Below are 18,658 nucleotides of genomic sequence, written 5' to 3'. Positions count from 1 at the left end.
ATTTTTCCAACCCTCTGCAATAAACCAGTTTCGGAAGCGCTTTCAAACGGATTATGGTTTATACACTATGCTCATTTTCGCACACTGACTATTTTCCTGAACCCGCGCTATCTCAGGCTTTAACAGCAATATGTCTCCTAAGATGCCGGCTTGCCTGACCCATTGCAGATAAACCATTTTCACATACAGCCTATAATCGGAAACCCCAACAAAAAAGGCATACCTCCATAATCCCCTTCGCGAGCAGGTAAATCCGATTTCAGTTTAATGTCCGATCAATAGAAAAGGGTGAACTCCTGTCTCCCTCCTCTCCGAACGAAAAAGGAATGCAAGAAATTCACCCTATACTTCATTTCTGATGTATGAACATCAGATACACGTGCTATTCTTCGGGTGCTCGGTGTTCACGTTTCAAACGTCGATAATCTCCTGGTGTAATCCCCGTTACCCGCTTAAATACACGCCCCAAAGTAATCCCGTTAGCATACCCTACCTTCAGGGCAATGTCCTGTAATGAATGATCCGTTTTTATAAGCAACTGTTCCGTTTCCTTCATGCGAAGCTCTGTAACAAAATCAACAAACTTCATGTTGAATTCTGTCTTGAACAAATAACTCGCATGCTTGCCTGTAATCTGGAATCGATCACTCAAATGTTTTAATGAAAGATCCGGATTTGCGAACTGCTCTTCAATATAATTTTTCATCTCGTTAACCATTGCCTTGTAACTCTTGGTTTCGGTTACCGCTACATATGTTCTGAACAGATCCGTCAGATTATCGAACAGAAGACCTTTGACATCTTGGAGTGTCTCTGCTTCTTCCATCAACTGTAGCCACTTGTTAATATTCTCTTCTGACAATGCCTCCTGCAGCTCTTCCGACATCATGGCCACTTCTCTGCTGAGCATCTGTAGCATCGCCTGGATTAGGGAATGAATCTCATCATCCGGCAGCTTATTTTGTTCAAACGCTGTAAATATCTCCTCTAGCTGATCACGCCACTGGGTACTGGACATCCGGAATCGTTTCACGAAGTCGGCAATCATCTGCAGATACGTGTAGGTATCCAGCAATGGATGCTGGTGTTCTCCACACTCCGCCTGACCCACATCCCCATTCATTAACAGTTTACGTTGCATCACTGCCTCAGCCGCCGCATAGGAATTCTGAATCGAACCTAAACCGTCAGAAATTGGCCCAATGCCAAAGCGTAAGGAAATACGTAGGTTTTGTTCAACCCATGATTTACATTCCTCCGCAAGAACGCGAATCTGTCCGGCCATATCCTTGTTATCCCGCTGTTCTATAAACACAAAGAGGATTGCGATACGATCTGCACTGATCCATTCTGTCCAGCATTGTACCCCTGTATTGCGGGATAGCTCTTGCAGAACATTCATTAGGGCAAATTTCAAAGTGTTCTGCTCGCCTCTTGTATACCTCTCCTGAAACCCCTTTTCATAGCGGTCAATCTCACCAACCACAACAATAAAACGTGATGTGTCATGTACCTCATCCAACGGGGATAGCTCCTTTAGCTGTTCAGCAGCATGATCCGTATGTTCCCCATGCAGCAAAGCATTAAACAGCTTACTGCGTTGCATAAGTACATTTTCTCTACTCTTCTTATCATAATCCATCATATGATTAATCAGATTCTCAAGCACACCATCAATCATCTTCATCTCATCGGTACGAACACCGGAATGTTCGAACGCCCGAATCTGATGTGATTCGATCCGGTTCATGATGATCTGAATAGGCTTATAGTTACGACGAGTAATATACACGATATAGACGATCGCACAGAGGACAGTCACAATGGCAATGATCACCCACACATAGGACACAACAGATACCCAGCCAAACAAGTTCCCTGCCTTGATTCCGCTCGATAATGTCCAACCCAGTCTTTCCAGGGGTAAGTTATTCAGCTCTTGTCCATCTACTGAACCCTCCCCATCAGAATGTGCGTTATACACCACTTGGCCATCGCGATCCGTAATTGTCAGAAATGACAGTTGCCCATTGACCATACTGTCTACACTTTGCTCGATGCTACTCATCTTGATATTAATGACCAGGGTACCTTGGGATCCAAAAGGTAAAGGCATATCTTTATTTATGGTTAACACCCGAATAGGGGTACGTTGTACGGATTCAGCATCGAATTCCCGAACGGGCTGCCAGCCCGATCCAGTTGACCCGTTGGCCATTTGATCAATCCATGCTTTATCAGAGAAACTTTCCACTTCTCTGGAGCCACTTACCGTTAGAACATGTTGATTTCTCTTGTCATAGAGATAAATGGATTGAATCCATGAGGAAGAATTGGTCATCTCACGCAAACTCTGTGCAATGGTATACACGTTATCGGAGCTGGTCTGGCTTGTATTATTAAAATAAAGTTTATAGGCCTGTTGACTCTGCACCGTTTCCAGGATGGATAGTTCAATATCTCTGATCGTGCGATCTACCGTGTCCAAAAGATAACTGGAGGAAATGCGGTCTGCTTTTCGGGTTTCCTCCCTGGAGATATCATTAATAAATACAAACGCGATAAAAATGAGTATGGTCACGGTAAGAAAAAAAATCGGAAAATACGAAAAAAGTAACCGATAATACCAATTACGAGACAATAGACCCCACTCCTCACTCCACGATGCCAATATTCATCAGCCGTGGTTCTACTGTTCAGCATCCGTCACACCTCTGGGATGAACCCCATATATGATAACGCTATCATAACTAATTTTATGTTATTATAGCACAAGCCTCCGAGCAGTAATGCAAGAATTGAATTCCTAGAGTCAAAACAAAAAAACCGTGCTGAGCAGGCAAGCAACTCAGACACGGAACAGCTAATCAAGCTTAGCAACATTTAATACCTCGATGCGCTAAATACCAGAATCCTTAAACAATGTAGCCATGGAACCACCATCCACAATAATGCGTACGGCGCGGGCCAACATTGGCGCAACAGGTAACACTTTGAAGCATTCAGGGTGGTCATCTGGCAGTGCGATCGAGTCCGTAACGACCACCTCTTCAATAGACGGGTGATTCAATTTACTCACTGCCCCATCCGAGAACAATCCGTGTGTTGCACATACATATACATTTTTGGACCCACGTTCCTTCAACCCTTCCACGACATTCAGAATAGTCGTTCCGGTATCGATTAGATCCTCAATAATAATAGGTGTCCGGCCTTCGACATCACCAATGACATGGGTGATCACCGATTCATTATGGCTTGGCCGTTTCTTGATCATAATGGCAAATGGAGAATCCAGACGATTCGCCAGCTTCTCTGCCATTGATGCTCGTCCCGCATCTGGGGAAACCACGACAGGGTTCTCAATGCCTTTACTTAACAGATAATCACTAATCAGATCCAGCGATGTCATATGGTCAACCGGAATGTTGAAGAATCCCTGAATGGCCGCTGCGTGCAGATCGATCGTTACCACCCGATTGGCCCCAGCTGTCGTTAATACATCTGCTACCATCTTAGCCGAGATCGGCTCCCGAGGAGCAGATTTACGCTCTTGACGAGCATAGCCATAATAAGGAACAATGATGTTCACTGTACGTGCAGAAGCCCTCTTCGCGGCATCAATCATCACAAGCAGTTCAACAAACAACTCATTGATCGGATGAGACAACGACTGTATCAGAAACACATCGCAATTACGGATCGTTTCTTCATAATGAACGTATATTTCTCCGCTCTTGAACCGGGACAGCTTGATCTTGCCCAGTTGTACTCCCAGCTTGTCACATACCTGTTCTGCCAGCTTAGGGTTCGATGAACCGGAAAAAATACGTAACGAATGCTGCATAATGCCCTCCCGAGGGTTGAAGTCCCTATATAATCCCTTATCTAAAAGCGAGTGTTCAAAAAGACCGGTTTTCAGTACCGAGAAGATGGGATAAAGCTAGAAATGGAGTAGCGGAGCGTAGGCAAAACTACGTGAGCAACGGAGCGTAGGCAAAACTACGTGAGCAACGGACATTTCGGCTGAATTCCAGCTTCGATGCTGAAGATGCCATTAGGCATCCTTCGTAATCAAAGGCGGACTTTTTGAACTACCTCTAAAAGGTTATTTCCTACCCTCATTATACTCCACTGGCTTATACATTTAAAGGAATGAACGAGCGATGACGGCCTTCGAAAACAGCGACCTCCGTACAGCCCAGCTCATGCAAGAGAGCCTCCGCTTCAGGCAAGTAATCCCCCAGCTTCAGTGGGTCATGTGCATCAGAGCCCATGGTTAATGGAATACCCAAGCGAATAGCTTCCGTTAGCATCCTGCGACTAGGGAACATCTCTGCACACGGTTTCGATAACCCGGAAGCATTCAGCTCCATGGCGCAGCCACTTTTTGCAATAGCCTGCAGCGCTGCGTTCTCCAGTGAGATACGTTCTTCTGTTTGCTCTGCTGAAGGAACAAAGCCGAAGCGTTTAATGACATCCGTATGGCCCATAATATCGTACATGCCCGTGGCAGCTGCCTTGCTTACGGCATCGTAGTACTGACGATATACTTCAAGTACGTCTTTGCCTTCCCAATGATGGGTCTGGCGGAAGTCCGTAATGTCCCATTCCCCGAGGAAATGAACAGAGCCTATCACATAGTCCCATGGATAACGCTCGATGATCGCACGGATCTCTGTTTCCCAGCCTTCAATGTAGTCACCTTCCAGACCAACGCGCACGTCAATCTGCCCACGGTAACGTTCTTTCAAGGAGAAGCACTCTTCCACGTAACGCGGCAGTTCATCCATAGGCATCGCCATTTCCGGATAATATTGAGCCGGATCCACATGCAACAAGGGCATGTGATCGGACAATCCAATCTGGGATAGCCCGATCTCCACCCCGCGTTGCACGTATTCCTCCAGTTTGCCGACGGCATGTCCACACCGCTCATGGTGTGTGTGATAGTCTATACGCACGATGCTCGCCTCCTAATCGCGGCGAGGCCGTTCATGACGGCGGCTCAGCTCTGACATAATGTCGTCCAGCGGCAGCTTGCGCTCTTGTAACAGGACGAGCAGGTGATACATCAGGTCACTGACTTCCAGGCGAAGCTCGTCATTATCTTTATTTTTGGCGGCGATGATCGTCTCGGACGCTTCTTCACCGATTTTCTTCAGGATTTTATCTACACCTTTATCGAACAAATACGTTGTATATGCACCCTCAGGGCGCTCACGTTCACGCTCTGCAATAACGGATTCCAGTTCAGCCAATACCTCAAAGCGACTTTCGGAACTGGAGTTTGCAGCATTCGCACCGGTCCCATCCGAAGCCTTGTCCGCCGATTTCTCTGGCAAACCAATGATCTCATTATGGAAACAAGTTACCGCACCTGTATGGCAAGCAGGACCATTTGGTTTGACCTCAACCAACAAGGTGTCGCCGTCACAATCATATTTCAGGGAAGTAATCGTCTGCACGTTGCCAGATGTTGCACCTTTATGCCACAACTCCTGACGCGAGCGTGACCAGAACCAGGTCTCACCGGATTCCAGCGACAACTTCAGGGATTCGCGATTCATATAAGCCATCATTAAGACTTTCCGTGTATCCACATCCTGCACAATTGCAGGAACCAAACCATCACTCCAACGAATGTGTTCCACAACCTGTTCCAAGGACAGCTGTTCCTTGATTTCATCGCTCACTTTAGTCACGGATCTCCACCCCTTGTTCTCTCAAATGTTGTTTTAGCGCCGGTACGGCGATTTCTTTGTAATGGAAAATCGTTGCGGCCAGACCCGCATCCGCTTTGCCTGTGGTGAATACATCATAGAAATGAGATTCCTTGCCCGCACCGCCCGATGCGATGACCGGAATACGCACAGATTCGGATACCGCTGCCGTCAGTTTCAGATCAAAACCGTCTTTCGTTCCGTCCGCGTCCATACTTGTTAGCAGAATCTCTCCCGCGCCTAATGCCTCAGCTTGCTTAACCCATTCCAGTGCCTTGATTCCGGAAGGTTTCCGTCCACCGTGCGTGTAGACCTCCCACTCGCCCCAAGCCTCGTTATACTTGGCATCGATTGCTACCACAATACATTGCGATCCGAAGCGACGTGCGCCATCGGCAATTAACTGTGGATTAAGTACCGCCGCTGTATTCACTGCAATCTTGTCTGCCCCTGCACGGAGAATACGCTTCATATCCTCCACCTTGGAGATGCCACCGCCTACGGTGAAAGGAATAGCAATCTCGCCTGCCGTCTGCCGTACGACTTCTTCCATCGTTTCGCGACCTTCTACCGAAGCGGAGATATCGAGAAATACCAATTCGTCCGCGCCCTCGCGGTCATATAGCGCCGCCAGCTCTACCGGATCACCCGCATCGCGGAGATTAACGAAGTTGACGCCTTTGACGACCCGGCCGTCCTTCACGTCCAGACAGGGGATGATTCTTTTTGCCAGCATGCTACCTCTTCCTCTCTACCCGAATATCCTCTACTTGTTTACCGCACGTACTGCTTCAGACAGATCGATGCTTCCAGTATACAGCGCTTTGCCCACGATTGCTCCACCAACACCATCATCCGCATGACGACTCAGACGAAGCAGATCATCCATCACACTTACACCACCGGAAGCAATAACCGTCCGTCCACTCGCCTTGGCAAGAGACACAATCGCTTCGACATTAGGACCTTGCATCATGCCATCACGGGATATATCCGTAAAGATAAACGTTTCTGCCCCGTATGCCGCCAGTTCCTTCGCGAGTACCTCTGCCTGTACTTCGGATGTTTCAAGCCATCCGCGGGTTGCCACGTAACCATTACGTGCATCGATACCAATGGCCACTTTATCCCCGTAACGTCCCAGTACTTCCTCTGTAAAAGCACGATCTTCAATCGCTGCTGTCCCAATGATCAGTCGGCTAACACCCAGACCCAGCAAACGCTCAACATCCGCTACCGTACGAAGTCCGCCACCAACCTGAACGGGTACGTTCACAGCCGAGGCAATCCGTCCGATCAGCTCATCATTAACGGGATGCCCCGCTTTGGCACCATCCAGATCCACCAGATGAACGTATGTACCGCCTTGCTTCTCCCAGGATAGAGCCACTTGAACCGGGTCATCATTATACACGGTCTCCTGATTATAATCTCCCTGCACCAGTCTTACACATTTGCCGTCCCGGATATCAATCGCCGGATATAGGATAAAAGATGACATACAAGGCCTCCTGAATATTGATTAGATTTGTACGCTTATTACATACTGACGATATGAACTCTATTGGTACGCTGGATTTCGTGCCTACGTGTTTAACTCCAGATATTTTATAAATTAGAAGAGACGAGCAATGCTCACATACCGGGTATGCTATGTTTAACACTCCGTAGCAGTGTATCACTCCGTCTCGGATCATATGAATTATACTCAGATCACACCTGTTTCTCTGGACTTGCGTAGACTATGTGTTCGCTCTCTTGCACTAGTCCTATTGTCCACGGATTCCAGAGACATTTACCTTTGTACAGGCGCTCCTGTCAGAGCCAGAAAGTTACCAAGCAGCTTCATGCCAAGTTCACCACTTTTCTCCGGGTGGAATTGCATGCCGAAGTTAGACCCTCTGCCTACAATGGCTGTAACCGGATGTCCGTAATCCGTCACCGCCAGCAGATCGTCCCTATTTTCAGTAAGTGCATGATAGGAATGGACAAAATAAACGTGACCTGCCTCAAGTCCCATAAATAGCGGGTTTTCGGCATGTAGGAATTCTAAACGGTTCCAGCCCATATGAGGAACTTTCAGTTCTCCTGGTGCGAAACGCACCACTTTACCTGGCAGAATATCCAGTCCCACATGCTCGCCATGCTCTTCACTCGAGCTGAACAACAGCTGCATGCCCAGACAGATACCGAGCAGTGGCTTGGATCCGGCAGAAGCTTCCTTCACCACCGTATCTAGTCCACTCTCCCGCAGATGAACCATCGCATCACCAAAAGCACCTACGCCTGGCAGAATGACACCATCTGCACCAAGAATCTCTTCCCGGTCACCCGTGACCAGCGCTTCGTAGCCAAGACGTTCGACCGCTTTGCCGACGCTGTGCAGGTTCCCCATACCGTAATCGACAATTGCAATCGCCATCGTCTACAGCACTCCCTTCGTGGAAGGCACACCCGTTACACGTGGATCAATCATCGTTGCCTCATCCAGTGCACGTCCCAATGCCTTAAAGATCGCTTCAATCATGTGGTGGGTGTTCTGTCCATAGTGCACAATAACATGCAACGTAATCCGAGCTTCCAGCGCCAATTTCCACAGGAATTCATGCACCAACTCCGTGGAGAAACTACCTACCTGTTGGGAAGGGTATTCTGCACGGTATTCAAAGTGAGGTCGGTTACTCACATCGATAATGACTTGAGCAAGCGCCTCGTCCATCGGTACAAAAACACTGGCGTAGCGCTTGATCCCGCGTTTGCCACCCAAAGCTTCACGCAACGTCTGCCCCAGACAGATGCCGATGTCTTCAACTGTGTGGTGATCATCGATGTCGATATCTCCGCGAGCCTGCACGGTCAGGTCGAATTGACCGTGCTTCGTGAACAGATCCAGCATATGGTTCAGGAAGGGCACATCCGTTTCAATCGTGGATTGTCCCGTTCCATCTACAGCAAAAGCCAATTGGATATTGGTCTCGTTTGTTTTGCGATCAACCTCTGCTTGGCGCACCGCACCTTTGTTTCCAAGTTCCACTCCATTATTTTGCTTATCCATTGTCTGATTCCGCCTTTCCTTCCTGTTCTAACCGTACAGCGATTGCACGGGCATGTCCCTCAAGACCCTCATGGCGGGCCAACTCTATGATAGCCGCTCCGTTCTGCAGCAGCGCTTCTTTACTGTAATAGATCAGACTGGACTTCTTGATAAAATCATCCACATCCACCGGTGAACTGAACCGCGCAGTTCCATTGGTCGGAATAATATGATTCGGTCCGGCAAAATAATCCCCTACCGGCTCCGAACTGTACGGGCCGAGGAAGATCGCGCCGGCATTTTCGATCCGGCCAGCGTAAGCCATTGGCTCCTGCACCATGATCTCCAGATGCTCCGGTGCGAGCCGGTTCACCACATCGATTCCCTCATCGATGGAATCGACTACTATAATCGCGCCATACTGCTCCACGGAAGCAGCAGCGATATCCCGCCGCGGCAGCACAGCAAGCTGGCGCTGCACTTCGCCCTGCACGGCTTCCGCCAGCGAGGCCGAATTGGTGACGAGAATGGCCGATGCCATCTCGTCATGTTCCGCCTGCGACAACAGGTCTGCGGCGACATACACCGGATTCGCCGTATCATCGGCGAGCACCACAATCTCACTCGGCCCGGCGATACTGTCGATATCGACCGCACCGTACACCTCGCGCTTCGCGAGCGCCACGTAAATATTGCCCGGTCCACAGATCTTGTCGACCGGGGCAATGCTTTCCGTGCCGTAAGCCAGGGCGGCGATGGCCTGAGCGCCGCCAACCCGGTACATCTCGCTCACGCCTGCTTCCGCAGCAGCAACGAGAATGTACGGGTCAATACCTTCGCCGCCGTTCGTAGACGGCGGCGTCACGAGAACAATCTCCGGCACGCCTGCCACCTGTGCCGGAATCACATTCATCAGCACAGACGATGGATACGCTGCTTTGCCGCCAGGTACATAGACACCGACCCGCTTCAGCGGTCGGATGACCTGGCCCAGCAGACTGCCGTCCGGCTGCCAATCCATCCAAGAATTGCGTTTCTGCTTCTCGTGAAACGCACGAATGTTGGCGGCAGCTTGGCGAATCGCCGTCACAAAGGATGGCTCCACAGCTGCATAAGCAGCCTGCAGCTCATCCTGCGGCACGCGTAGCTCCGCTGCCGTCAGCTTCGTGCGGTCCAGCTGTTCCGTGTAACGCAGCAGGGCCTTATCTCCCTCCCAGCGAATGTCGCTGACAATACGCCGTACCGTTTCATTTTGCTCCGGCGTACCATACTCTACTTCACGCTTCAGATCAAACTCCCGTGCAGGTACAATTTTCATGTGTACAACCTCCTTATCCCCTGTAATGCCTGCCTATTTATGCCGATTCGTTTCTTTGTTGTGCCTCTTACCTTTGCTTTACATGTTTCTCATCTATATTTCCGACGCATTAGTTTATCCCCGAAGACTTCCCGCTGAAATCTCATTCGAAGCCGGAATGACCTGCTGAAGTGCATCACACAAAGCCTGGATTCGTGCATTTTTCATCCGATAACTTACCCGATTGGCGATAAGACGGCTCGTGATATCCAGAATGCCTGTCATCTCCACAAGTCCGTTCTCGCGCAGCGTCTGACCTGTCTCCACCAGATCGACAATCCGGTCTGCCAGACCAATCAGGGGTGCAAGCTCAATGGAACCATTCAGCTTGATCACCTCGACCTGCTGTCCCTGCTCCCGGAAATACTGTGAAGCAATCCTTGGATACTTCGTTGCCACACGTTGCTGGATGCCTGGCTTCCAGTCGGGAAGTCCGATCACAGACATACGGCACTGGGCGATTCCCAGATTCAACAGTTCGTACACGTCCCGATCTTCCTCCAGCAGAACGTCTTTACCGACAATTCCGATATCGGCAACACCGTACTCCACATACGTTGGAACATCCACGGGCTTCGCCATGATGAATTCCATTCCCGCTTCCGGTACTTCAATGACCAGTCTGCGTGTATCGTCCACGTCTTCTGGAATATCCAGTCCCGCTTCACGGAACAATTTGGAGGCTTTTTTATAGATTCGTCCCTTCGGCATGGCCACCTTCAGAATATCCGACATCTCAGCGTCCCCCTTCTTCAGATCCGTAAGTAATAACCTGCTCAGCCTGAACAATTGTTGCACCACTCGATACAGCATTTCCCTCAGCTCCGTCTTCAGGAAGAAGGAGTGTCACTACATTTTGACCCATACTGCGTAATCTTGCTGCTTCTGTTAGTGCCTCGGCCCGACGTTTCGAGCTATATTGGATAAGTATTGGTTTTTTCTCTTCAATGATAATGCCATGAACGCCATCAATAATCCGGTTGGTTTTCAGTGCAAAGCCTGTAGCTGGCAACGAGCGCCCAAACTGTTGTAACAGATTATCATACCGTCCGCCGCTACATACCGGTGAGCCCAGTTCTGCCGCATACCCTTCAAACGTCATGCCCGTATAATAGGAGAAATCACCGATCATCGTCAGATCAATCAGTACATGCTCGGATACACCGTAAGCCTCCAACACTTCGAATACCGCACACAGATGTGCAATCGATTGAGCTGCTTCAGCGCTTGAACTTAGCTCTGCCGCATGTGTGCATACTTCCTTACCACCACGTAGACGCAGGATCGCTTCGAGCTGTTCTTTCAGCTTAGGCTCCAGATTCAATGCTTCAATTGACTGGCGATAGCCGACATAATCACGTCCGAGCAGACCTTCCTTCAATTGCTCCTGCTCAGCGGTCTGGCCTGGAATCACTTCCTCCAATAATCCGTTCAGGAATCCCATATGCCCCATTGCTATTTTAAAAGAAGATACCCCCGCTGCCTGCAAAGAGGCAATTGCTAACGCAACAACTTCTGCATCCGCTTCAGGTGAGTCGTCCCCGACCAGCTCCACGCCTGTCTGGAAGAATTCAGCTTCACGTCCAGCTTCCTCTTCAATGGAACGGAATACGTTCGCATGGTAGGATAGACGCAGCGGTAACTGCTCATCTTTGAGCATAGACGAAACTACACGTGCTATCGGAGCCGTTAGATCCGATCTCAGCACCAGCGTGGTTCCGCGGCTGTTCAATAATTTAAACAGTTTTCGATCCGATGTAGAGCTTGCTACACCTACCGTGTCGTAGTATTCAATCGTTGGTGTAATGATCTGACGGTAACCCCAGCGTTCCATGCATTCCAGTACATTTCGTTCAATCGTCCGCAGCTTGGATACTACATGTGGTGTATAGTCGCGGAAGCCGGTCGGTTTTTCAAAACCTTTTGGTTTGGACATTGGTAATATTCACCCCGAGTCAGTAATTTAAGAGTCGCCCTCGTTCTATTTCAACAGGATTTATGTAGTGTAAATCCCCCATTCTATCTTTATAAACCTGAATCACCGTATTGCTTCCAAAAGCAAAAGCCTTCAACTATTGGTTTAGTTCAGTCTTTATCATGTTTAATTCTTTCCAAACACTTTCATATGGTAAAGTGCTAACAAACTAAAGGATATGGGATATGATAACATGAAATCCGCATTACCGTCAACAATACCGAGGCTTGAACGTCCTTGGATAAAGATATCGTTATATACACGCACCGTTACCCTTACCAATCGGTATTTATATACGAAAAAAGCTGCTATCAGCAGCTTTTTACTTCGAATCAACTTTCATTGATTTATATTGATTTATCAATTTATGGACTTAATGCACACTGCCCTGAGAAGGATCATCCATGTTAAAGACAGTCTCTTCCGTAGAAGTTGCCGAATGTGATAGATCACGCAGTGGATTGCCTCCAACAAAAGCTCCTGGAGCAACATCCTTATGTACGACAGCTCCGGCAGCCACAACGGCTCCATCCCCTATAGTTACTCCGGGCAGAATTGTTGTATTGGCACCAATCAGTACATTTTCCCCGATAATCACCTCACCGAGCCTGTACTCCTTAATAAGATACTCATGAGCGAGAATTGTTGTGTTGTAACCGATGACCGAGTTTTCACCAACCGTTATTTTCTCCGGAAAGAACACATCTACCATCACCATGAGGCCAAAGGCTGTGTGTTTTCCCACCTTCATACCGAGCATCCGGCGGTATATCCAGTTCTTCACCGATAGAATCGGACAGTAGCGTGATAACTGGATCCAGATAAAATTACGAACGCCCTTCCACGGACTCACTGTCTTGTAGATATGCCAAAGTGCATTCTGGTCCTCTACCGGATAGCGGGTTACTTTTCTCATGAACGTTCCGTTTCAATACGGATGAGTTTCAACAAATCTCTCATATCATGCAGCATGTGATCGGGGCCATATCCGTTCAGGATCGTTTCTCCTTTAAGAGACCATGCAACCCCTGCTGAGAGAGCGCCAGCATTTTGTGCCGATTGGATATCCACCGGACTGTCACCCACCATTAAGGTTTTGGCAGGATCAGCACCCAGTTCCTTCATGGCTTTCAGTACAGGTTCAGCGTGCGGCTTCGGATTCGTTACGTCGGTAACTGTTACAATCGTCTTCATATACTTCAGTAGATCAAAACGCTCCAGCACCTTTAATGTAGATGGACGAATTTTGGTTGTGACCACACCCATTACAATGCCAGTCTGATGCAGAGCTTCTACTACCTCAATAACATGCGGAAAAGGTCTAACCATCGCTTCATGATGGATATCATTATAGGCACGGTAACCTTTCACGTACTCGGAGACTTCCTCCTGTCCTGAGAAGGTGCGCATTTGCTGCTCCAGTGTGCCACCCATATGCGGGATAATCTGTTCCCGTGTCCATGGAGCTGAATGTTCCCATCCCCCCATAACATGCTGGAATGAGCTGATAATCAGCTCATTGGTATCAATTATCGTTCCATCCAGATCGAACAGTACCGTGTCAATCATGCTGCATTACTCCTTTTTATCATCAACTTGCTTCGGATCGTCTTTGGCTGGAGGCGTTACCTTACTCTCTTTGCCAGCAACCGTTCCCGTATGCTCCATATCATCTGCAGGAACTTTAGTCGATACAATCGGATCACTGTAACGAACATCCGCTTTACCTGTCACTCTTCTCACCACAATGAATACAACAGCAACAATTATGATGCCAATAGCGAGCAGTTGTGAGATTCTCACATTACCGTATGCAGGATCAAGATACCCTTGTTCGAAGCCCATTGCAGTCATTGGAGACCACAACCCGTCCACTAATGAAGCAACCCACTGCGGAGCCTGGAAGCCCAGACTGTCCGTACGCAAAGCTTCAATGAAGAAGCGGCCAATGGAGTACCAGATGAAATAAGACATGAACAGTTCACCTGAACGCAGAAACTTCTGACGACGCAGAACCAGCAGCAAAACCAAGCCAACGAGACTCCACATCGATTCATACAAAAACGCAGGATGGTGGAACACGCCGTCTATGTTCATTTGATTCACAATAAAGTCTGGCAGATGAAGCTTGTCTCTCAAAAATGATTCTTCCACAGGACCGCCGTAGGCTTCCTGGTTCACAAAATTCCCCCAGCGACCAATTAACTGTCCAACAATCAGTCCAGGCGCACAGATATCGGCCATACGCCAGAAGTTATACCCTTTACGACGGAAGAAAATAACTGCACAGATGATAGCACCGATAAGTGCACCGTAGATGGCAATACCGCCATTCCATATTTTAAAGACATCCCAGAAATTATCCTTATAATCTTCCCATTTAAATGCTACGTAGTAGATGCGGGCACCAATGATGGCAGATGGCACACCCAACAGAACCATGTCCATGAACACTTCCTGCGGGATATTGTATCTTTTACCTTCCCGGATCACGAGCAATAGTCCTACAAGTGCCGCGGCACCAAGAATAAGCCCGTACCAGTGAACCTTTAACGCTCCGATAGAGAACGCGATCGGGTCCAACAGTAATAATGTATCCATTCATTCACACTCCTATAAATTCGATCAATCGCACGCATGACGAAAGGTTGGCATGCCCTGCGCCTTCAGAGAAGCAGTACATGTCAACCATTTATCATAAGTTCAATTTATATATGCTTCTTAATCCATGTCTTCCATATCTTCCGAGATGGTTGCTGTCAGCTTGTTCGTGAATTGCAGTGCAGCATTAAGACCCATCTGTTTCAGACGATAGTTCATGCCGGCCACTTCGATAATAACGGCCAAGTTCCGTCCCGGACGAACAGGAATCGTAACGAGAGGCACATCGGTATCAATGATCCGTGTAGTCTCCTCATCCAGACCCAGACGATCATATTGTTTATCCTGCTGCCATGCTTCCAGACGTACAACCAAGGTAATCCGTTTATTATTACGAACCGCACCGGCTCCGAACAAAGTCATAACATTGATGATGCCAACGCCTCGAATTTCGAGTAAATGGCGGATCAATTCAGGTGCAGTACCATGCAGCTGAAAGTCTGATGTTTGGCGGATTTCTACGGCATCATCGGCAATCAGCCGGTGTCCGCGTTTAACCAGTTCAAGCGCTGTTTCGCTCTTACCAATACCGCTACTACCTGTGATCAACATACCAACCCCGTATACATCACACAGTACACCATGAATCGTTGCAGTAGGTGCTAATTTGCCCTCCAAAAATCCGGTAATCCGGCTGGACAGAATCGTTGTGGCCATATTACTGCGCAATACAGCCAGGTCCCGCTCTTCACTGATATCAATCAGTTCTTGTGGAACTTCAAGTCCGCGCGTTACAACGATACAAGGCGTCTCTTCCGTACAAAGACGTTGCATACGATCACGTCGTTCTTGCTCTGGCAACATTGCGAAAAAAGCAAGCTCCGTTCTTCCAAGCAACTGTACGCGTTCTTGTGGATGGTATTCAAAATAACCGGCCATTTCCAGACCAGGACGGTTCAGATCATCTACCGTAATGACTCTTTTCAGTCCTTGAGATCCAGAAACAACCTCCAACTGAAACTGCTGTACCAATTCGGATACTTTCACTTTTTTCGCCATTTGTCTCTTCCTTTCAGCATTCGCTGTCTCTCTATGTAATTCAGATCGTGTATCAGTTCTTTCCATTATTGGCGCATTCACAACATTGGGTACAGATTGCATACCCTTCCAACAGTCGATTCTCTTAATAATAAGAAGACAGACCTTCAAATAATCTTAAATGAATTCCGGGCTGAATGCAATCGCGGCCTGCCACAACCATTGGTAAGAAAAGTCTTCTGATCGAAGCCGTATCGAGGATGCTACATTCGTGGTTTAGTAGATTTCTTAAGATCTTCGAATCCTTCAGCCCCGCTGAAAACGTATAGATTCAATAATCTTAAAAAAGCCCCTTCCAGCAATAACGGAAGGGGCTCTCAATAGAATGTATAATTGCGTTAACTGTCAGGTTCCATCGTCACCGAGGAATCTCAGTATTATTAGTCTTGAAGAAGTACGTTCACTTCAGTCTCTTTGTCAAAGATATGAACTTTGTTCATGTCGATGGCCATTTTAACTGTGGAACCATCACGAGTGTTAGAACGTCCGTCTACACGTGCGATCGTTGTATCATTACCAACACCGCTCAGGTAGAGGAGCATTTCGTGACCCAAGTTCTCTGTTACATCTACGTGAGTAGAGAATACAGAGTTCGGGGATGCTTCTAGGAATACTGGCTCTTCGTGAATGTCTTCTGGACGAACACCCAGAATCACTTCTTTGCCAATGTATCCTCTAGATTTCAACACTTGTGCTTTACCTTGCGGGATTTCTACATCCACGCCTGGAGCTACGAAGTGAAGATTAGCACCTTGCTCAGCCAGTTTACCCGAGATAAAGTTCATTGTCGGGGAACCGATGAAACCAGCTACGAACAGGTTAGCCGGCAGGTTATACAACTCTTCCGGAGAAGCTGCTTGTTGGATGATACCATCCTTCATAACAACGATCCGATCACCCATCGTCATAGCTTCGATCTGGTCATGCGTTACGTAGATAACAGTCGTTTCCAAACGTTTCGCAAGTTTAGTGATCTCTGCACGCATTTGACCACGCAGTTTAGCATCCAAGTTGGAGAGAGGCTCATCCATCAAGAACACTTGTGGATCACGGACAATCGCACGTCCCAAAGCGACACGTTGACGTTGACCACCGGACAAGGCCTTAGGTTTACGCTCAAGCAAATGCTCGATATCCAGGATTTTAGCTGCTTCACGTACACGTTTGTCGATCTCATCTTTTTTAACCTTACGCAATTTCAAACCAAACGCCATGTTTTGATATACGCTCATATGCGGATACAAGGCATAGGATTGGAATACCATCGCGATATCGCGGTCTTTAGGTGCAACATCATTAACGACACGGTCACCGATATAGAGTTTACCTTCAGAAATTTCCTCAAGGCCTGCGATCATACGCAGTGTTGTTGATTTACCACAACCGGACGGACCTACCAATACCAGAAATTCTTTATCTTTAATGTCCAGGTTAATGTCAACTACAGTTGCTTTATCAGAACCCGGGTATTTTTTGAAAATATGCTCTAAACGTACTCCAGCCATGATTGTTGCCTCCTCAGAGATCATTTTGTAATCGAATACAATTTGTATTTTTATAATACCCTATCTACGTGAAGTTTGACTATTCGCAAACTGCACAAAAATATCAATGCTTTTTCGTCACTTTGTACATAAGCAGCAAAAACTGCACCAGAACAGCACTTTCGAAGTGCCTCACATCATAGCCAATCTCCTGTTTGATCTTGTCCAGACGGTATACCAACGTGTTACGATGAATGAAAAGACGTTTAGCTGTCTCGCTAACATTACAGTCCAGGCTAAAAAAGGTTTCAAGCGTAGCAAGCGTCTCACTGTCATTGAAGATTAACGTGTCTTTGCCTGTTTCCTGTATAAAACGTATGCGTTGTTCATCTGGAATGCTCGCTACCAACCGCTCCAGGTGCAGATCCCATGGAAGATGGATATGCTGCGTAACATGGAACGCCCTGCCCAATTGAACACTCTCTTTAAGAAGAGCTGTGACCGATACTAGTTGTTGTGCCGGAATGCATGGTAGGGATGCAGAGAGATGGAACACGCCTGCCCACTCACTTGCGACCAATTCATGCAGCCCCAGACAAAAAGCGTTCAATGAATCCTTTTTGGCTTCCGTTGTATCTTCCTCGGCTTCTTCTGTAACAATCTCTTTATCACCCATAAAAATCCACTCTTGCTCACCTAATGGAATCAATACAATTTCCTCGCCAAAGTAACTCTCGAGCAACTTGTTGAGTTCCTTGGAACGTAAACGATGTGCATCCGGTGTATCCCCTTGCAGCAAGAACAGAATCTTCTCCGTATTCAATCCTGCCGCCACTACAAACCGATCAGGAACAGCTTCAGAATCCTGCTTGGTTGGTTGTTCGATCTGCTCTTTAAGCCAGAGACCCAATTCAGTTAGATACTGCTCTCTATCATTCTCATATACAACAGGCTGTGCCTCAGCGGTTAGTCCCGTGTTAGTACGGATCAAAAGCTCAATTAATTGCCGTGTTTCCACAGTGATAGACCTTGCAGCGCATCCCCAACACACGACGGTCTCTTCTTTTTCATTCATCCGAACCTTAAAAAATATACGCTCTCCCGTATTCAGACTGATCACATTGGATAATGAACCTTGAGATCTAGATTGATCAGGCAGCTCCTGACTCTCACCTTCATCAACAAAGTTCTCCGAATTTCCATGAAGAGCAACCAAATTCTCCACAGATTGCATCCATTCTTGTATTGTGATTTCGTATTCATCCAAAGTTGTACCTATAATGACTTCAATTTGTTGTTTTAGATCAGGTATGAGCTTCATATAATGAACGCCACCACTCTGCTTATTTTCTACTATTTTATCATATCTTGCACAGCATTAATAAA

General features: G+C 47.6%; 17 protein-coding genes. All 17 read right to left on the bottom strand.

Annotated elements, in window-relative coordinates; all coding sequences use genetic code 11:
* Positions 1-382: 382 nt before the first annotated feature.
* The 17 genes from M1D71_RS00810 to M1D71_RS00730 all read right to left on the bottom strand — a co-directional run bounded on the left by M1D71_RS00810 (position 383) and on the right by M1D71_RS00730 (position 18,593).
* Positions 383-2,641 (bottom strand): helix-turn-helix domain-containing protein, encoded by a 2,259-nt coding sequence (locus M1D71_RS00810; protein WP_458124872.1) that lies wholly within the window; start codon positions 2,639-2,641, stop codon positions 383-385.
* Between the two features lie 258 nt (positions 2,642-2,899).
* Positions 2,900-3,847 (bottom strand): ribose-phosphate diphosphokinase, encoded by a 948-nt coding sequence (locus tag M1D71_RS00805; RefSeq protein ID WP_253504789.1) that lies wholly within the window; start codon positions 3,845-3,847, stop codon positions 2,900-2,902.
* A 292-nt stretch (positions 3,848-4,139) separates the two neighbouring features.
* Positions 4,140-4,964: a histidinol-phosphatase HisJ gene (gene hisJ / locus M1D71_RS00800; protein WP_458124871.1), complete on the bottom strand. Its 825-nt coding sequence runs from the start codon at positions 4,962-4,964 to the stop codon at positions 4,140-4,142.
* Between the two features lie 12 nt (positions 4,965-4,976).
* Positions 4,977-5,696 (bottom strand): bifunctional phosphoribosyl-AMP cyclohydrolase/phosphoribosyl-ATP diphosphatase HisIE, encoded by a 720-nt coding sequence (hisIE, locus tag M1D71_RS00795; RefSeq protein WP_458127125.1) that lies wholly within the window; start codon positions 5,694-5,696, stop codon positions 4,977-4,979.
* Position 5,697: 1 nt separating this feature from the next.
* Positions 5,698-6,459, bottom strand: coding sequence for an imidazole glycerol phosphate synthase subunit HisF (hisF, locus tag M1D71_RS00790; RefSeq protein WP_090904961.1), 762 nt, complete (start codon positions 6,457-6,459; stop codon positions 5,698-5,700).
* 30 nt (positions 6,460-6,489) lie between these two features.
* Positions 6,490-7,224, bottom strand: coding sequence for a 1-(5-phosphoribosyl)-5-[(5-phosphoribosylamino)methylideneamino]imidazole-4-carboxamide isomerase (hisA, locus tag M1D71_RS00785; protein ID WP_047841450.1), 735 nt, complete (start codon positions 7,222-7,224; stop codon positions 6,490-6,492).
* A 294-nt stretch (positions 7,225-7,518) separates the two neighbouring features.
* A complete protein-coding gene (hisH, locus tag M1D71_RS00780; RefSeq protein ID WP_458124870.1) occupies positions 7,519-8,145 on the bottom strand; it encodes an imidazole glycerol phosphate synthase subunit HisH in 627 nt (208 codons plus the stop codon).
* Positions 8,146-8,148: 3 nt separating this feature from the next.
* On the bottom strand, positions 8,149-8,778 hold the full coding sequence (gene hisB, locus M1D71_RS00775; RefSeq protein ID WP_458124869.1) for an imidazoleglycerol-phosphate dehydratase HisB: 630 nt from the start codon (positions 8,776-8,778) through the stop codon (positions 8,149-8,151).
* Complete coding sequence (gene hisD, locus M1D71_RS00770) at positions 8,771-10,075, bottom strand: histidinol dehydrogenase (RefSeq protein WP_458124868.1); 1,305 nt, start codon at positions 10,073-10,075, stop codon at positions 8,771-8,773. The genes hisB and hisD overlap by 8 nt, the downstream gene beginning before the upstream one ends.
* 114 nt (positions 10,076-10,189) lie before the next feature.
* Positions 10,190-10,849, bottom strand: a complete 660-nt coding sequence (gene hisG, locus M1D71_RS00765; protein WP_091012003.1) for an ATP phosphoribosyltransferase — start codon at positions 10,847-10,849, stop codon at positions 10,190-10,192.
* Between the two features lies 1 nt (position 10,850).
* On the bottom strand, positions 10,851-12,050 hold the full coding sequence (locus tag M1D71_RS00760; protein WP_458124867.1) for an ATP phosphoribosyltransferase regulatory subunit: 1,200 nt from the start codon (positions 12,048-12,050) through the stop codon (positions 10,851-10,853).
* A gap of 412 nt (positions 12,051-12,462) precedes the next feature.
* Entirely contained in the window at positions 12,463-13,005 is a 543-nt protein-coding gene (locus M1D71_RS00755) for an acyltransferase (RefSeq protein WP_458124866.1), read from the bottom strand.
* A complete protein-coding gene (ppaX, locus tag M1D71_RS00750) occupies positions 13,002-13,658 on the bottom strand; it encodes a pyrophosphatase PpaX (RefSeq protein ID WP_458124865.1) in 657 nt (218 codons plus the stop codon). Before ppaX ends, M1D71_RS00755 begins: the two co-directional genes overlap by 4 nt.
* A gap of 6 nt (positions 13,659-13,664) precedes the next feature.
* Positions 13,665-14,690 carry a prolipoprotein diacylglyceryl transferase gene (lgt, locus tag M1D71_RS00745; RefSeq protein ID WP_458124864.1) on the bottom strand — a complete coding sequence of 342 codons (1,026 nt, stop codon included), beginning with the start codon at positions 14,688-14,690 and terminating at the stop codon, positions 13,665-13,667.
* Positions 14,691-14,810: 120 nt separating this feature from the next.
* Entirely contained in the window at positions 14,811-15,749 is a 939-nt protein-coding gene (gene hprK, locus M1D71_RS00740) for an HPr(Ser) kinase/phosphatase (protein WP_458124863.1), read from the bottom strand.
* Between the two features lie 419 nt (positions 15,750-16,168).
* Entirely contained in the window at positions 16,169-17,293 is a 1,125-nt protein-coding gene (locus M1D71_RS00735) for an ABC transporter ATP-binding protein (protein ID WP_062837775.1), read from the bottom strand.
* A gap of 103 nt (positions 17,294-17,396) precedes the next feature.
* Positions 17,397-18,593 carry a PucR family transcriptional regulator gene (locus M1D71_RS00730; RefSeq protein ID WP_458124862.1) on the bottom strand — a complete coding sequence of 399 codons (1,197 nt, stop codon included), beginning with the start codon at positions 18,591-18,593 and terminating at the stop codon, positions 17,397-17,399.
* Positions 18,594-18,658: the final 65 nt, after the last annotated feature.

The sequence above is a fragment of the Paenibacillus sp. Z3-2 genome, assembly GCF_054161325.1.
Note: the sequence above shows the minus strand (reverse complement) of the source record. Positions and strands in the feature narration are given on the sequence as shown.

Bases quoted from the DNA above. Each gene is read 5' to 3' on its own strand.
- hprK (WP_458124863.1), bottom strand. From the start codon at position 15,749: ATGGCGAAAAAAGTGAAAGTATCCGAATTGGTACAGCAGTTTCAGTTG.
- M1D71_RS00735 (WP_062837775.1), bottom strand. From the start codon at position 17,293: ATGGCTGGAGTACGTTTAGAGCATATTTTCAAAAAATACCCGGGTTCT.
- ppaX (WP_458124865.1), bottom strand. From the start codon at position 13,658: ATGATTGACACGGTACTGTTCGATCTGGATGGAACGATAATTGATACC.
- hisA (WP_047841450.1), bottom strand. From the start codon at position 7,224: ATGTCATCTTTTATCCTATATCCGGCGATTGATATCCGGGACGGCAAA.
- M1D71_RS00730 (WP_458124862.1), bottom strand. From the start codon at position 18,593: ATGAAGCTCATACCTGATCTAAAACAACAAATTGAAGTCATTATAGGT.
- hisG (WP_091012003.1), bottom strand. From the start codon at position 10,849: ATGTCGGATATTCTGAAGGTGGCCATGCCGAAGGGACGAATCTATAAA.
- hisH (WP_458124870.1), bottom strand. From the start codon at position 8,145: ATGGCGATTGCAATTGTCGATTACGGTATGGGGAACCTGCACAGCGTC.
- hisF (WP_090904961.1), bottom strand. From the start codon at position 6,459: ATGCTGGCAAAAAGAATCATCCCCTGTCTGGACGTGAAGGACGGCCGG.
- lgt (WP_458124864.1), bottom strand. From the start codon at position 14,690: ATGGATACATTATTACTGTTGGACCCGATCGCGTTCTCTATCGGAGCG.
- M1D71_RS00805 (WP_253504789.1), bottom strand. From the start codon at position 3,847: ATGCAGCATTCGTTACGTATTTTTTCCGGTTCATCGAACCCTAAGCTG.
- hisD (WP_458124868.1), bottom strand. From the start codon at position 10,075: ATGAAAATTGTACCTGCACGGGAGTTTGATCTGAAGCGTGAAGTAGAG.
- M1D71_RS00755 (WP_458124866.1), bottom strand. From the start codon at position 13,005: ATGAGAAAAGTAACCCGCTATCCGGTAGAGGACCAGAATGCACTTTGG.
- M1D71_RS00760 (WP_458124867.1), bottom strand. From the start codon at position 12,050: ATGTCCAAACCAAAAGGTTTTGAAAAACCGACCGGCTTCCGCGACTAT.
- hisB (WP_458124869.1), bottom strand. From the start codon at position 8,778: ATGGATAAGCAAAATAATGGAGTGGAACTTGGAAACAAAGGTGCGGTG.